Origin of the sequence: Actinoplanes sp. NPDC023801, from assembly GCF_040639655.1 — a bacterium.
In the GTDB taxonomy this organism is placed as follows: domain Bacteria; phylum Actinomycetota; class Actinomycetes; order Mycobacteriales; family Micromonosporaceae; genus Actinoplanes.
Genome location: NZ_JBFAAI010000006.1, coordinates 245997 through 260971, shown reverse-complemented (window position 1 = coordinate 260971; position 14975 = coordinate 245997). Strand labels below are relative to the sequence as shown.

General features: G+C 70.1%; 18 protein-coding genes. 13 read left to right on the top strand and 5 right to left on the bottom strand.

The features are described 5' to 3' along the window. The first annotated feature begins 48 nt into the window (after positions 1–48). The 4 genes from AB0G04_RS14890 to AB0G04_RS14875 all read left to right on the top strand — a co-directional run bounded on the left by AB0G04_RS14890 (position 49) and on the right by AB0G04_RS14875 (position 3366). The gene (locus AB0G04_RS14890) at positions 49–384 is read left to right on the top strand and encodes a rhodanese-like domain-containing protein (protein WP_360982158.1); all 336 of its coding nucleotides are present in this window, start codon (positions 49–51) and stop codon (positions 382–384) included. Then, on the top strand, positions 381–1172 hold the full coding sequence (locus tag AB0G04_RS14885) for a glycerophosphodiester phosphodiesterase family protein (protein WP_360982156.1): 792 nt from the start codon (positions 381–383) through the stop codon (positions 1170–1172). The genes AB0G04_RS14890 and AB0G04_RS14885 overlap by 4 nt, the downstream gene beginning before the upstream one ends. 84 nt (positions 1173–1256) lie before the next feature. Continuing rightward, the gene (locus AB0G04_RS14880; RefSeq protein ID WP_360982154.1) at positions 1257–2417 is read left to right on the top strand and encodes a HAMP domain-containing sensor histidine kinase; all 1161 of its coding nucleotides are present in this window, start codon (positions 1257–1259) and stop codon (positions 2415–2417) included. 73 nt (positions 2418–2490) lie between these two features. After that, positions 2491–3366: a DUF5926 family protein gene (locus AB0G04_RS14875; RefSeq protein WP_360982152.1), complete on the top strand. Its 876-nt coding sequence runs from the start codon at positions 2491–2493 to the stop codon at positions 3364–3366. 213 nt (positions 3367–3579) lie between these two features. Here AB0G04_RS14875 and AB0G04_RS14870 read toward each other — a convergent pair whose 3' ends face one another. After that, positions 3580–4773 carry an arginine deiminase gene (locus tag AB0G04_RS14870; protein WP_360982150.1) on the bottom strand — a complete coding sequence of 398 codons (1194 nt, stop codon included), beginning with the start codon at positions 4771–4773 and terminating at the stop codon, positions 3580–3582. Positions 4774–5033: 260 nt separating this feature from the next. On the opposite strand from AB0G04_RS14870, the gene AB0G04_RS14865 reads away from it, so the two are divergent. The 5 genes from AB0G04_RS14865 (at position 5034) to pheA (ending at position 8529) form a co-directional block, all read left to right on the top strand. Continuing rightward, complete coding sequence (locus AB0G04_RS14865) at positions 5034–5771, top strand: hypothetical protein (protein WP_360982147.1); 738 nt, start codon at positions 5034–5036, stop codon at positions 5769–5771. Between the two features lie 74 nt (positions 5772–5845). Beyond that, on the top strand, positions 5846–6307 hold the full coding sequence (locus AB0G04_RS14860; RefSeq protein WP_360982145.1) for a PAS domain-containing protein: 462 nt from the start codon (positions 5846–5848) through the stop codon (positions 6305–6307). 83 nt (positions 6308–6390) lie between these two features. Further along, a complete protein-coding gene (locus AB0G04_RS14855) occupies positions 6391–6780 on the top strand; it encodes an ACT domain-containing protein (RefSeq protein WP_360982143.1) in 390 nt (129 codons plus the stop codon). A gap of 24 nt (positions 6781–6804) precedes the next feature. After that, positions 6805–7392 carry a hypothetical protein gene (locus AB0G04_RS14850; RefSeq protein WP_360982141.1) on the top strand — a complete coding sequence of 196 codons (588 nt, stop codon included), beginning with the start codon at positions 6805–6807 and terminating at the stop codon, positions 7390–7392. 195 nt (positions 7393–7587) lie between these two features. Continuing rightward, positions 7588–8529: a prephenate dehydratase gene (pheA, locus tag AB0G04_RS14845; protein ID WP_360982139.1), complete on the top strand. Its 942-nt coding sequence runs from the start codon at positions 7588–7590 to the stop codon at positions 8527–8529. 128 nt (positions 8530–8657) lie between these two features. Here pheA and AB0G04_RS14840 read toward each other — a convergent pair whose 3' ends face one another. From AB0G04_RS14840 to AB0G04_RS14830, 3 genes are all read right to left on the bottom strand, one after another. After that, positions 8658–9398, bottom strand: coding sequence for an AIM24 family protein (locus AB0G04_RS14840; RefSeq protein ID WP_360982137.1), 741 nt, complete (start codon positions 9396–9398; stop codon positions 8658–8660). Between the two features lie 29 nt (positions 9399–9427). Next, a complete protein-coding gene (locus tag AB0G04_RS14835) occupies positions 9428–9769 on the bottom strand; it encodes a metallopeptidase family protein (RefSeq protein WP_360982135.1) in 342 nt (113 codons plus the stop codon). 75 nt (positions 9770–9844) lie between these two features. Beyond that, on the bottom strand, positions 9845–10273 hold the full coding sequence (locus AB0G04_RS14830) for an OsmC family protein (protein WP_360982133.1): 429 nt from the start codon (positions 10271–10273) through the stop codon (positions 9845–9847). Positions 10274–10339: 66 nt separating this feature from the next. Here AB0G04_RS14830 and AB0G04_RS14825 point away from each other — a divergent pair, with 66 nt between their 5' ends. From AB0G04_RS14825 to AB0G04_RS14810, 4 genes are all read left to right on the top strand, one after another. Further along, on the top strand, positions 10340–11017 hold the full coding sequence (locus AB0G04_RS14825) for a hypothetical protein (RefSeq protein WP_360982131.1): 678 nt from the start codon (positions 10340–10342) through the stop codon (positions 11015–11017). A gap of 55 nt (positions 11018–11072) precedes the next feature. Further along, positions 11073–12329 carry a serine--tRNA ligase gene (gene serS / locus AB0G04_RS14820; protein WP_360982129.1) on the top strand — a complete coding sequence of 419 codons (1257 nt, stop codon included), beginning with the start codon at positions 11073–11075 and terminating at the stop codon, positions 12327–12329. A gap of 109 nt (positions 12330–12438) precedes the next feature. Then, complete coding sequence (locus AB0G04_RS14815; protein WP_360982127.1) at positions 12439–13248, top strand: HAD family hydrolase; 810 nt, start codon at positions 12439–12441, stop codon at positions 13246–13248. Next, positions 13248–14042: an HAD family hydrolase gene (locus AB0G04_RS14810; protein ID WP_360982125.1), complete on the top strand. Its 795-nt coding sequence runs from the start codon at positions 13248–13250 to the stop codon at positions 14040–14042. Before AB0G04_RS14815 ends, AB0G04_RS14810 begins: the two co-directional genes overlap by 1 nt. 333 nt (positions 14043–14375) lie before the next feature. On the opposite strand, the gene AB0G04_RS14805 is transcribed toward AB0G04_RS14810, so the two are convergent. Continuing rightward, entirely contained in the window at positions 14376–14942 is a 567-nt protein-coding gene (locus AB0G04_RS14805) for a bacterial proteasome activator family protein (RefSeq protein WP_360982123.1), read from the bottom strand. Positions 14943–14975: the final 33 nt, after the last annotated feature.

Below are 14975 nucleotides of genomic sequence, written 5' to 3'. Positions count from 1 at the left end.
GGCCGCCCGAGGAACAGCCGGCCGGCAGGCCCCTTTACGCTTGTCTGCGTGTTCGGACCTCAGGTTCCCAGCGTCACCGCTGACCAAGTCGCCCCCGGCGCCTACCTGCTCGACGTGCGCGAGCCCGACGAGTGGGAGGCCGGCCACGCGCCAGGCGCCCACCACCTGCCGATGATGGAGGTGCCGGCCCGGATGGCAGAGGTGCCGACCGAGGACGAGGTGATCGTGGTCTGCCGGGCCGGGGGACGTTCCGGCCAGGTCGTGGCCTACCTGATGAACAACGGGTGGGACAACGTCCGCAACCTCGACGGCGGCATGCAGTCGTGGGCCGCCGCCGGTAAGGACGTGATCAGCGAAAACGGGCAGCCGGCCCGCGTGCTGTGAGCACCGGGTACCGCCCCCTCGTCTTCGCGCACCGCGGAGGCGCCGACGCACTGCCCGAGCACACTCTCGGCGCGTACCAGCGTGCGCTCGAGGAGGGCGCGGACGGGCTGGAGTGCGACATCCGGCTGACCCGGGACGGCCATCTCGTCTGCGTGCACGACAGCAAGCTGGACCGCACCAGCAACGGGCGGGGCCGGGTCAGTTCGAAGACGCTGGCCGAGCTGGACGCGCTGAACTTCGGCTCGTGGCATCCGGGTTACCCGGCCGACGCCGAGCTGCCCCACCTGTCCCGGCTGCTCACCCTGGAACGCCTGCTTGACGCGGTCCGCTCGGGTGGCCGCCCGGTCCGGCTGCTGATCGAGACGAAACATCCGTCCCGGTACGGCGCCGAGGTGGAACGCCGGCTGATCCGGATGCTGCGGCACTTCGGCTTGGCCGACCCGAAACCCGACGATGACGTCCAGGTCACCGTCATGTCGTTCGCGGCGCTCGCATTGCGCCGGGTCCGGGCACAGGCGCCACGCCTGCCGACGGTCTACCTGATGGAGCTCGTGCCACCCGGCGCCGGTCGCGGCCGGCTGCCGTTCGGCGCCCGCACCGCCGGTCCCGGCATCGAACTGCTCCGGGCGCGGCCCGCACTGCTGCCGGCGATCAAGGCGGCCGGACATCAGGTGTACGTCTGGACCGTCAACGAACCCGAGGATCTCGATCTGGTCCTGGAGCACCGTGTGGACGGAGTGATCACCGACCGTCCACGCTTCGTGCTGGACCGGCTCGCCCAGCTGTGACGTGCACCACTGGATGCCGGTCCACCTCAGGATTCGCTTAGGTTCATCTGCCCAAAACGCGGTGAGCGAGGCAAACTCGCAGGCATGCCGGACCGCCCCGACTATGCGGCCCTGACCCGGGGTCAGGTCGCGGTCCTCGACCGCGTCGACTCGGGTGACGCCGGGCTGTCCGTGCTCCAGCAGCTGGTCCGGCTCGCCGAGGAGACCCTCGGTGCCCGCGGCGCCGTCTTCGCGGAGTACGCGAAGGACCACGGCCGGATCATCGCGGCCACCGGGGTGTGCGCACCGGCGCTCGGCCGCCGGGTGGAGGACCGGCCCGGCCCGCTCAACGACCAGTTGGCCGGCCTCTTCGACGGCGGAGACCTGCCGCACATGCTCGGTGCCCGGGGACACCACGGCAACGAGGTTGCCGGATCCCTGCACGTCTGGTTCGACGCGGCGGCCGGCGAACCCGGCCCCGAACATCAGACCGTGCTCGAACTGCTGGCACGGCTGGCCGGCCGCATCTACGAAGCCGGAGCCGGCCTGCCCGCACACGGCGAACCGGCCCCCGAGGAAGTCCGCCGCGACGCGGACCGCGACCTCTGGGTGGCGGTCACCAGTCACGAGCTGCGAACGCCGGTCACCGTCATCAAGGGCTACGCGGACACGCTCACCAACCACTGGGACAGCGTCGGTGAGCCCGACCGGCGCGAAGCCGTCCGGGTGATCGGCACCCGCGCCGGCGAACTGGCCCGCCTCGTGGACCGGCTGCTGTTCGCCGCCAGCGAAGGGGACGGATCCGTCGGCAGCGCCCCGGCCGGACCGTTCGACCTGGTGGAGGCGCTACGTGCGGCAGCCGGGGCGCTGCCCGGCGATCTGCGGAGCCGGCTGCTCCTGGCCCACATGCCGGCGGATCTGCCGAAGGCGTACGGCAATCGGGATTCGATCGCGACCATCTTCACCGAGCTCGTCACCAATGCGGAGAAGTACTCCGGACCGGACACCACGGTCGAGGTGTGCGCCGGAGCCGACGACGACACGCTCCGGTTCCGTGTCTCCGACCGGGGCGCGGGCATCGCCCCCGAACACGTCGAACAAGCCTTCGACCGATACTGGCAGGCCGATTCCGGACACCACCGGGCCGGCGCCGGGCTCGGCCTGTACCTGGTACGCCGCCTCGTCGAACGGCAGAACGGCTGGGTGTCGCTACGGCCCAGAGAAGGCGGCGGCACGGTCGCCGAGGTCCGCCTCCCGCGCGCCTGAGACACGGACGGGCGACACGCGTGGGTGGCCCACGTCACCGGTTCGCGGAAGCGACCGCTTAGGCTGGTTCCCCGTGAGCAAGCGTCGCAAGTCCCGCGAGACCGCACCGAAGACGAAGGTGCGCGACATCTTCGTCGCCCGCCCGTTCGAGGGCCTGGCCGACGAACCGGAGTGGGTCGCCCTGCGCGAGCTGGTGCCGGCCGCCTCGGCGCCGCTGACCCTCAAGCCGGAAATCATCGAGGAGTACGGCGACCGCCCGGTCACCCTTTCCACGGTGCTGCCGATGGCGTGGCCGGCCATGTCACGCCGCGACGGGGCGGTACTCATCGGTCTGCAGCGGCACGTCCAGTCCGGTGACGTGTCCCGCGACCTGGCCGCCGCCGCCCTGAGCGCCCTCCAGACCGAGCCCGGAAACACCGTGTCGGTGCCGTCCCTGCCCGGCGAGGGTCTGCGCCTCCAGGACATCCTGGTCGACCAGCCGCTCGAGATCACCATGCACGAGGGTTTCGAGTACTGGCTGGACCCGGACCAGATGCAGGACTCGACCGTGAAGGCATCGCTGGAGCGGGCCAACGCGTCGATCTACCCGACCGTGCGGCTGGCCGCGGCCAAGGCCGCGTACTGGTGCCGGGTCGCGCCGGACAAGAGCCACGTCCGCTGGGTGCTGAGCGAACCGGAGGACAAGGCGCTGGACGCCCTGGCCCGCCTGTCCGCCTCAGGCGACCTGCTCCTGGGCGAAGGCACCAAGTTCGCCGGCATGTTCCGGGCGCACGGCCTGCTCGTGCCGGTGTGGGACGTGCCGGGTGAGCCGGAGGGCACCGAGTTCGAGGCACCGCTGGCCGACTTCGCCAAGCGCTACACCGACATCCTGGCCGTCGACGAACCGCTGGACGCTGCCGCCCGGCGCGCGAAGCAGGGCCTGATCGGTCGGCAGCTGACGCTCCGCTGATTGCCTTCGCTGCTGTGTCTATTTCCTTCGCTGCCGCTCGGGGGCATTGGGCTGTGTTTACTTCCTTCGCTGCCGCTCGGGGGCATTGGGCCCTTTGACCCGACGTCGAGGGCTCCGAAATCGACCACGGCTTCGCCTAGCCGATTTCGGAGCCCTCGACGTCGGCGGGCACAATGCGCGTTCGTCCTGGTCAAACCTCATGGTGGGCGGGGCTCAGGGGTGCAGGGGGTCTCTCTGGATGGGGCAGCTCATGCAGCGGGGGCCGCCTCGGCCGGAACCCAGTTCGGAGCCGCTTATCCGGACCACCTCGATGCCGGCGCGTTCCAGCTGGGCGTTGGTTTCGACGTTGCGTTCGTAGGCGACGCAGAGCCTTGGCGCGATGGCGAGGGTGTTGTTGCCGTCGTCCCACTGTTCGCGTTCCGCGGTGACCGGGTCCAGTCCGGTGTCGATGACCCGCAGCCGGTCGATGCCCATCGCCTCGGCCGCGGCTTCCAGGAACGGCCGTGGCGGGCGGATCCGCAGTTCGCCGCCCGGACCGCCGGTGACCGTCCACGCCTGGAGGCTGTCCGCCAGGTTCGGGTACATCACCACGGCGTCGACGTCCACCATGGTGCAGACGGTGTCCAGGTGCATGGTGGCGCGTTCCTGGGCGATCGGCACGGCCAGCACGGTGTGCGCGAGCCCTGCCGCGATGACCCGCTGAGCGAGGCGCTCAGCCCCGGCCGGCGTGGTTCGCTCGCCGACCCCGATCGCCAGCACCTGGGGTGCCAGCACCAGCACGTCCCCGCCCTCGACATGCTCCAGCGACGGGTCGAAGAGCAACGCGGAGCCGGCGAACCGCGGATGGTGCCGGTAGATGGCGTGGGTGAGCGTCGTCTCCCGGCGGCGTGCCCGCATCGTCAGGCTGGTGACCGCGACGCGATCGCGCACCCAGACCGACGAGTCGCGGGTGAAGAGCAGGTTGGGCAGCGGATCGATGACGAAATCGTGCCGGTCCATCATCTCGTAGACCAGTCCGCCGCCACCCGGTTTGATCTCGTCGTGGGCCAGTCCCGCGATGAGCACCTCGGCGAGCCGATCGGGATCCTGATCGGCCAGGTAGTCGGCGACGGTGGCCCGTAGCGAGTCGCCGAGCCGGCGGGCGGCCAGGACTCCGGCGGTCAGCTCGGTCCGGGCCTCCGGCACGGCCAGCGTCTCGGCCAGCAGGTTGCCGAGGTAGAGCACCTCCACCCCGTGGCCGCGCAGTGCCTCGGCGAAGGCGTCGTGCTCCTCCTGGGCCCGGCTCACCCAGGGAATCCCGTCGAAGAGCAGGGAATCGTTGTTGCGCGGGGTCAGTCGTGCGAGCTCCGCTGACGGACGATGCAGCAGTACGGTACGGAGGCGGCTGACTTCACTGTCGACGTACACATGCTTGACGTTAGCCCGTACCGAGCGCTATCGGGTCGTGACGTTGTGACTAGATCTTGGGACGGCCATGCATCAGATGTGGGTGAGGGATAGCTTGGAACGGTGCAGATGCACCATGCGAAAGAAGATGTTGTCGTGAATGCGGCATTCATCCATACTCATTCCTCTTTCTTTCCCGCCCGTCGCCCTGTTCCGTAGGGACACGAGCACGTACGGTAGTTGGAAAAGAGAGCCCGACTGACCTTTTGCCGGAGGTCGCAGTGACTGTCTTCCCCGCCCGCCCCGCGCTGCCCATGCCGTCCCAGACGCTCACACCCGCCGATCGCAGGCATCCGTCCCTCCTCGAGGACACCCAGCGGATGCCCACCCCGGCCGAGTGGGCACGTCGCCGTCGCGCCGAGCGCGGCGCCCGTCGTCTGGAAGCCGCCGGAGCACGCGCACTCACCCGCCTCGACCGACTCGGACCGAACTGGCACATCGTGGACTGGCCTCGGACCGATCTCTCGCAGGCCTACTACGAGCCCAACCCGGCCGATGACCGCGCCGGCTTCCTGGCGATCGGCCCGGGCGGCATCTACGCCGTCACGGTCGTCGACCACGGTCGCTCCCGCGTTCTGATCGCCGGTGACGTGGTGCAGATCAACGGAAAACGCCCGGAGTACGTGAACGAGGCGCGCCGTGACGCCCGCCGCGCCGCCAAGGCCCTCACCGCCGTCGTCGGACTCAACGTCCCGGTGACCGCCGTGCTGACCTTCGTCGGCTCGGGCGTGATCAGCGTCCACGGTCTGCCCAAGGACTGTCTCGTCTCCACCGACAAGGAACTCGACCGCCTGCTGATCGCGGGCGGGGCGAAGATCTCCCCGTCCACCGCGAACAAGCTGTCCGCCGTCGCCCACCACCCGGGCACCTGGTCGAACGCACCCTATCGGCCGGGTCAGGACTACTCTTCGTACGGCAACGGACAGACGGCCGCTGACAAGCGACTGAGCCGCCGGTAACGTTCCCTTCGACGCCGTCGACGGCCGGCGCGGGAGCGTCGGCCGTCGGTGTGAAGTGGAGCGAGGAGGAGCCGGTGGCGCATGTTGAGCTCTCCCTCTCGGGAGCGTTCGTCCCCCAGGCCCGGACACCATCGGAGGCCGAGTTCATCACCAGCGTCGAGCGCTGGTCGATGACGGTCGCTGCGGCCGACGAGCCGTGCCTGGTGATCGACGTCGACGGCTCGATCCTCGCGATGTCGCCGTCCTGCAGCGAGCTGCTCGGCCTGGGCAAGCCGGCCGACGCACTCGGCTTGCGGCTCAGCGCCGCGCTGCACCTCATCGATTTCACCGCGGGCGGCGGCCGCCTGGAGGACCCCGAGGCGGAGAACATCCCGCCGCTGCTGGCGCTGCGCAGCGAACGGCTGGCCCGTGGCCTGATCCGGGTCGTGCCGGGCGAGGCTGAGACACCGCTCACGGTCGATGCGATCTCGACGCCGCTGATGGCAGGCGGGCAGATCGGCGGAACGCTGACCTTCCTGTCCCCGGTACGGTACTGACGTCCCTTTTGTTCGCTACGGTGTGTCGTTTACCGCACTTGGCAACCATTGGATGTCACAAAACCGCAACGTAGTCTGCGAACATGCTCGATCTAGACCTGTTACCGGGTGAATACGCGGTGTGTCGGCTTCCGGCCGGCTCCGCCCTCCCCGCCTCGCTGACCGCAGGTCCGGACGACAAGAGCGTCATCTCGGTGACCTGGGGTGTCGACGAGCTCTCGGTCATCTGTCCCAACGACCGGGTCCCCGCGGACGCGATCGCCGACACCGCCTGGCGGTGTCTGCGTGTGGCTGACGACCTCAACCTGGCCATGACCGGGGTGCTCGCTTCCCTGGTCGTCCCGCTCGCCGAGGCCCGCGTCAACATCGTGACCTTCTCGACGTACGACACGGATTACCTGCTCGTGCCCACCGTGCGGCTGACCGAGGCGATCAACACGCTCACCGCCGCGGGTCATCGGATCGCCAGCTGACGCTCCGGCTCATACCATGAGCCCGTGTTCCCCCGCACACGATTCATCCCGCTGGCCGTGGGTGTGCTGCTGCTGAGCGCCGCCTGCGGCTCCCCGCCCGAGGCGCTGCCCACCGGGCCGACCATGCCGCCCGCCAGCGGCGCCATGCCCGCCAGCGGGGTGGCACCGCCGCCGCTGGTGGTGACGCCGCCGCCCGTGGCCACGCCGCCGACGGGGGTGACGCCTACCGGCGTGATGCCGACCTACACCTATCCGACGCGGACGCCGGTCGCCACCTTGCCGACCACCACCCCGCCGGCCACCACCTCCCCGACGGCCACACCGTCGTACGCGCCGCGCTGCACCGGACAGCCGACCGGCGCCCAGGTCGTCGCGCTCGCCAAGAAGAGCCCGGCCGTACCGGACAAGAACGTCGCCGTGCTGGGCGGGCCGTTCTGCTCGGGCACCTGGAGCTTCACCGTCATCGGGATGACCGGGGCGGAGCCGCTCTCGGTCGTCACCACCGGCAGCGGGACGACACTGACGCTCGTCACGGTGGGCACCGACGTGTGCAATCCGACCGTCAAGACCCAGGCGCCGGCCGGCATCCGTGCACTGGCCTGCGGTTACTGAACCCTCCGGATCCGCCTCACGCCGCCCGGCATCCCGGGCGGTCCACGCGACCACCGCTCATACCGCCCGGCATCCAGGGCCCTCGACGCGACCACCGCTCATACCGCCCGGCATCCCGGGCCCTTCACACGACCACCGCCACGGAGGCCGACCGCGCCCCACCGTCCCGTCCGGATCGGCGGCTAGACTCCGGAAATGCCCGGCACGCCGCCCACCCGTTTCACCTACCTCGGCCCCGAGGGCACTTTCACCGAAGCCGCCCTGCGCACCATTCCCGCAGCTGAGCGTGGGGTTCGCACGCCGGCGCGCAGCGTGCCCGAGGCGCTGGAGGCGGTGCGCGCCGGCGAGGCGGACGCCGCCCTGGTGCCCCTGGAGAACTCGGTGGGAGGCGCTGTCCCGGTCACCCTCGACGAGCTGGTGACGGGCAGCCCGCTGATGATCACCCGGGAGGTGCTGCTGCCGGTCGAGTTCATGCTGGCCTCCCGGCAGCTGACCCCGCTGGCCGCGATCCGATCGATCGCCGCACACCCACAGGCGTCCGCCCAGTGCCGGCGCTGGCTCCAGGCGAACGCCCCGGACGCGGTGGTGGTGGACGTGCTGTCCAACGCGGCGGCGGCGATCAGCGCGGCCGCCGGTGAACACGACGCGGCACTCTGCGCGCCGATCGGCGTCAAACGCAACAATCTGACCGTGCTGGCCGAGAAGGTGGCCGACCGGGCCGAGGCGGTCACCCGGTTCGCGCTGCTCACCCGCCCGGGGGCACCGGCCGCGCCGACCGGCGACGACGTCACCTCGCTGGCCGTGTCGATCCGGCACGACCAGGTCGGTGCACTGCTCTCGGTGCTCACCGAACTGGCCGTACGCGGTATCAACCTGTCCCGGATCGAGTCCCGGCCGACCGGGGAGCAGCTGGGCACGTACTTCTTCTTCCTGGACTGCACCGGCCACGTCGCCGAGGCGCGGCTCGGCGAGGCGCTGCAGGGCCTGCGCCGGATCTGTGCCGAGGTCCGCTTCCTCGGCAGTTACCCGAAGCACCGTCTGCAGCCCGAGCCGCCGGTCGCGCCGCCGCCCGGGCTGTCCGACAGCGACTTCGCCGACTCGGCGGCCTGGCTCGATCGGCTGCGAAACGGCGGCTGACCGGCAGCGGCGGCAGCCACCTCACCCGTCGGCCGTCCTCGCCCGTCAGTCGTCTCGCCCGCCCGCCCGCTTCGCCCGCCGACCGTCCTTGCCCGGCAGTCGCCTCGCCGGCCGGGTTGCCTCGCCCGTCAGTCGTCGAAGAGGTCGCCGAGGATGCTGCCGCCGCTGCTGCCCGACTTCCGCTCGGTGACCCCGGCCAGGCCACCGGGCGGTTCCTCGGACGGCTGGACGATCACGAAGCCCTGACCGGCGAAGCTCATCGTGAACCGCTCACCGGTCGTCCGGCCCAGGAGGGTGCCGAGACCGAACTGCTCGGCCTTGTGGAACCCGGTCTGCAGGTTCGCCGACCAGGCGATCGCGGCCTGCGGGTCGACGTACGTGGGCTGGTCGACGTTGAGCACCACGGGCGTTCCCTTGGTGGTCACCGCGATTCGGCCGTGGCCGCTGAAGACGCAGTTGAACAGGCCGGCGTTGGAGAACATCCCGGCGCCGTTCACCATCCGGATGTCGTAGTTGAGAGTCGAGTCGAAGGCCAGCACGTTGGCCCCGTTGATCGAGAGGGCGTCGCCGGGCTCCAGGTCGATCAGGTGGATGTCGGCGGCGTTCTCGGCGAGAAAGACGTCGCCGTTACCGCGGATCCGCATCAGCGGGACGCCCTCGCCGGTCAGCTTCTGCTTGAGGAACTTGCCGAGGCCACCGGAGCCGATCGCCTCGAACGTCACCCGGCCCTGGTAGGCCACCATCGACCCGGTCCGGGCCAGGAACTCACCGTTCAGTTCGGCTTTGAGGAGCTTCGAGTTCTGCAGCCGGAGACCCGGCTGACTGTGCTCTTTCTCCAGGTTGTCGGCCGAGAAGAGATCGCTGCGCATGATCTGAGAGTAGGCAGGCCCGGCAAGGGTCAGCCCCAGCCGAGTTCGTGCAGGCGCTGGTCGTCGATGCCGAAGTGGTGGGCGATCTCGTGCACCACGGTGATCGCGACCTCGTCGACCACGTCCTCCTCGGTCTCGCAGACCTTGAGCGTGGGCAGGCGGTAGATGGTGATCCGGTCGGGCAGCGCCCCCGCGTAGTCCCAGCCCCGATCGGTCAGGGCGGTGCCCTCGTACAGGCCCAGGAGATCGTCACCACCGTCGGCCGGGGCGTCCTCGACCAGGAAGACCACATTGTTCATCAGGGACAGCAGCTCGACGGGCACCTCGTCGAGGGCCTCGCCCACCAGTTCCTCGAAACGCTCTGGACTCATATCGACCGGCACCAGCCCATTGTGCCCGGATCGCCGACGCGGCCCGAGAAAGGCCGCGCCGGGATCCGGAACGGTTCAGACGAGCTTGGCGACCAGGCTGATCTCGGCACCCGGGCTGAGCAGGCGCGAGATCGGGCAGTTCTCCTTGGCGCCGACGGCGAGCTCCTGGAACTTCGCCTCGTCGATCCCGGGAACGTCGCCGACGGTCTCCAGGTCGATGCGGGAGACGCCGAAGCCGGCGTCGGTCTTGTCCAGGTGGACCTTGGCGACGGTCTCCACCGACGACGGGGTGAAGCCCGCGTCGGCGAGGCCCTTCGAGAAGGCCATCGAGAAGCAGCCGGCGTGCGCGGCGGCGATCAGTTCCTCGGGGTTGGTCCCCTCGCCCTCCTCGAAACGCGACTTGAACGAGTAGGCGCCCTGGAGGCCGCCCTTGCCGGTCTTGACGGTGCCGGAACCCTCGGTGAGGTTTCCTTCCCAGCGGGCAGAAGAAGAACGAATAGGCATGTCCAGAACGCTATCCGATATCTCGCCCGATGGTTCGCCGACCGGGCGAGGGGCCATCATGGATCCATGGCCCAGGACGACCCACGACCCGAGTCGGTGATCACCTTCGGTGGCGGTGCCGAATCGGCCCGGCGCCGGTTCCTGCACGGCCTGGCACGCGACCGGCGACTTCCGGTCCTGGTCGCGGGACTCGGCGGGGTCGCGGCGTTCGGGTCGCTGATCTCCGAGTGGCAGACCACCACCATCGACGGTCTGATGTTCGACGCCGACGGCCTGGGCATGGAGACGGTCCTGCTGACCAGGATGACCGATCTGGGCGGGTTCGGTGGCGGGTATCTGGGCGGGTTGTCGCTTCTCGCGGTAGCGATCGTGCTGACCCTGTTCGGTCCGGCGCCCGGCCGGCCGTACGCCCGATTGGCTGGTTTCGCCCTGGGTGGCGTCCTGCTCGCGCTGGTCCTGGCGCTGGTACAGCACCTGAGCAAGACGAGTGTCATGATCCCGCAGTACTACACCCCCGAGCTGGACGCGATGCGGGTGGCGCACGGGCGTGGCCTCTGGTGCGCGCTGGCCGCGGTGGCCGCCGCGCTGATCGCGCTGTGGCTCGGCCCGGGTGCCGCCCGGACGCCTGAGGAACCCGCCGAACCGGCGCAGACCGGACAGGAGGACCCGCTCGACCTGAGCATCACACCGGCCGCACCGTTCGCCCGGTTCCCCGGCGAGCTGGACCAGCCACACCGATCGTGACACCGGGGGATATCCGGGTGATGATCGGACCGGGACGCCGGTAGGCTCGACAACCGTGATTGACCTGCGTCTGCTTCGTGAAGACCCCGACCTGATCCGCGCGAGCCAGCGGCTGCGCGGTGAGTCCACCGAACTCGTGGACGCTCTGCTGCGTGCCGACGAGGAGCGCCGGGCCGCCACCCAGCGGTTCGAGACGGTCCGGGCGGAGCAGAAGTCCATCGGCAAGGACGTCGCGAAGGCTTCCGGCGAGCAACGGGCCGCGCTGCTGGCCCGTACCAAAGACCTCGCTGTTGAAGTGAAGGCGGCCGAGGCCGCCGCGAGCGAGGCCGAGCAGGCGCTGAAGCGTGCCCACATGGCCGTGTCGAACGTCGTCGAAGGCGCTCCTCCCGGCGGCGAGGACGACTTCGTCGTACTGCGTGAGGTCGGCGACATTCCGCGCATCGAGGTCCCGAAGGACCACCTCGAGATCGGTGAGACGCTGCGCGCGATCGACACCGAGCGCGGTGCCAAGGTGTCCGGCTCGCGGTTCTACTTCCTCACCGGGGTGGGCGCCCTGCTCCAGCTCGGCATGCTCCAGCTCGCCATCCAGCAGGCCGTCGAGCACGGCTTCATCCCCTCGATCACGCCGACCCTGGTCCGGCCCGAGTCGATGGAGGGCACCGGCTATCTGGGGGCGCACGCCAGCGAGGTCTACCGACTCGAGGCCGACGACCTGTACCTGGTCGGAACCTCGGAGGTCGCCCTCGCGGCGTACCACTCGAACGAGATCCTCGACCTCGACGGCCCGCGCCGCTACGCCGGCTGGTCGTCGTGCTACCGGCGCGAGGCCGGCTCGCACGGCAAGGACGTCCGCGGCATCCTGCGCGTCCACCAGTTCGACAAGGTGGAGATGTTCTCCTTCTGCCGCCCCGAGGACGCGGCCGAGGAACACCAGCGCCTGCTCGCGATGGAGGAGGAGATGCTGGCCAAGGTCGAGATCCCGTACCGGGTGATCGACGTCGCGGCCGGTGACCTCGGGTCGAGCGCGGTCCGCAAGTTCGACTGCGAGGCGTGGGTGCCGTCGCAGGGCCGCTACCGCGAGGTCACCTCGACGTCCAACACGACCACGTTCCAGGCGCGGCGGCTCAACATCCGCTACCGCGACGACAACGGCAAGCCGCAGACCGTGGCGACGCTCAACGGAACGCTCGCGACCACCCGGTGGCTGATCCCGATCCTGGAGAACCACCAGCAGCCGGACGGTTCGGTGCGGGTACCGAAGGCGCTCCAGCCGTTCCTCGGCGGACGGGACGTCCTCGAACCCGTTCGTTGATCCAAACGCAATCGATCGGCTACCAGTTGTCATAGATGCTGGTAGCCGATCGGGTGTACCGTTCTCCTTCCGTCCTCCACGGGGGTCTTGCCGACCCACGGAGGTTCCGATGAAGCCCGGTCTCCCCAAGCTGATCGCCACGGATCTGGACGGCACACTCGTTCGCAGCGACGACACCGTCTCCGCGTACACCCATGAGGTTCTGGACCGGGTCCGCTCCGCCGGCATCCGGATCGTGGCCGCCACCGGCCGCGGCCCGCGTCTCACCTCACTCACCCGCAACGACATCCGCGTCGCCGACTTCCTCGTGCTGGCGCAGGGTGGCTGGGTGCTCGACCTCGACGACTCCCGCTACCTGCGGCAGGCCCGGCTCCCCGGCAAGGCGCTGGGCGAGGCCCTCGGCGCCCTGGAGTCGGTGGCCGGCCCGCTGTCGGTGATGTTCGAGGCCCTGGAGCACGACGACTCCCCGCTCTGGGGTGACTACGACCCGACCTGGCGTTACCCGGTCACCGTCGAGTCCCGGACCCGCGCCGAATGCCTCAGCGGCGAAGTGATCAAGGCGTTCGCCCGGTCGTTCTCCCTGAACGTCGACGAACTGCTGGCCTTCGCCCAGCGGGTGGTCCCACCGGACCTGGCAACCGTCACCCAGGCCGGTCTCGACTACGTGGAGATCTGCCCGGCCGGCGTCGACAAGGGCACCGGCCTCTCGGTGGTGGCCGAGGCGGTCGGCGTCGATCCCTCGGACGTCCTGGTCTTCGGCGACATGCCCAACGACCTGCCGATGTTCGCCTGGGCCGGCTGGGGCCGGGTCGCCGTCGCCAACGCACACCCGTCGCTGCTGGCGGTCGCCGACGATGTGACCCTCACCAATGATCAGGACGGCGTGGCGGTCTATCTGGACCGGCTATTGTCCAGGTGATGGCAGATTTCCGGCTGGTCGCCTCCGACATCGACGGCACGCTGATCAACAGTGAGCGCCTGCTCAGTCCGCGCACGCTCGATGTGCTGAGCCGGGTGCCGGTCCCGGTCGTGATCGTCACGGGCCGCCCGTTGCGCTGGCTCGACCAGCTCTTCGCCCAGTTGCCGGCACCCCTGCCCGCGATCTGCGCGAACGGCGCGGTCATCTACGACCCGCACACCGACGAGGTGCTGCGGGCCCAGCCGCTCCCGGTCGAGCTGCTGCTCGAGGTCACCAAACGTCTCCGCGACGCCGTGCCGGACGTGTCGCTGGCCGTCGAGGTCGAGGACGGGCGTGCCTTCCTGCACGAGGACACGTGGACCGTCCGCTGGGAGCACGACCACCGGGTGCGGGTCATCGCCGCCCCCGAGGAGCTGACCTCCGTGCCGGCCGTCAAGCTGCTGGCCCGCTCGTCGACGGCCGACCCCGACGACTTCCTGGAGCTGGTGAGCCGCACCCTCGGCGACCGCGCCACGGCCACCCGGTCGTCGTCGTCCGCGCTTGTGGAGATCTCCGCGGCCGGCGTGACCAAGGCGGCCGGGCTGGCATGGTTCTGCGAGCGCGAGGGCATCACCGCGGAGCAGGTCGTGGCCTTCGGCGACATGCCCAACGACATACCGCTGCTCACCTGGGCGGGGCGCGGCGTCGCGGTCGGCAACGCTCATCCCGCGCTGCGCGCGATCGCCGACGACACGACCGGCACCAACGATGCCGACGGCGTGGCCGATTACCTGGCGTCCCTCTTCAACATCTGATCTCGTACGCCCAAACTGTCCCCGCATCCCGGTCCTGAACACCGCCCGGGCTTCAGTGCCGGCTGACGCGCACCGCTGCCTAAAGCCCCCAGAGGCAGCAGCACCGCCCAGCCACCACAAACCGGCTGGCGCGCACCGCTGTCTCGGGCGCGGTGAGACAGCGGTGGGCGCCAGCCGGGATTGCGGGAGTCGCGCTGCAACCCGGGGAGGCGCATCGGTCGCGTTGCCCGACGCCTCAGCCCGAAAGGCGCGCTGGGGCCCGTGACCCCATGAAGCATCGCGTGGATGCCACGGGACGGCGTAGTTCGGCGGGGCTGGACACCCCGTACGAAATCAGAGGTATTGACCTGTGTTGCCGAGAACGTCTCCCTGGCCGCCCTGCTTGCCCGGGATGACGCCGCCCATCGGCAGGGCGGGCCGGCCCGGGACGCCGCCGCGCATCTGCTCGAGTTGCAGGCGGGCGGCCATCTGCTGGGCCACGAGCGCGGCTTGGATGCCGTGGAAGAGGCCTTCCAGCCAGCCGACCAGCTGGGCCTGCGCGATGCGCAGCTCCGGCTCGCTGGGCGGGGTCTCGCCTTCGAACGGCAGCGAGAGCCGCTCGAGCTCCTCGCGGAGCTCGGGCGCCAGGCCGTCCTCCAGCTCGGTGATGGAGCGCTGGTGGATCTCCCGCAGGCGGCCCCGGCTGGCCTCGTCGAGCGGAGCGGCCCGCACCTCCTCGAGCAGCTGCTTGATCATGCTGCCGATGCGCATGACCTTCGCCGGCTGCTCGATGAGGTTGCCCGGCTCCTCCGGGGTGAGCGAGCCGTCCGACTCGACCGTGCCCATCGGGCGGCCGTCGGGGCCCACGACGATGACGGAGCCGTCTTCCTTGTGCTCAGTGGTGCGGGTGTCGTCGGTCATGCGATCCATCTTTGCGCACGAGTCGGAGCAATG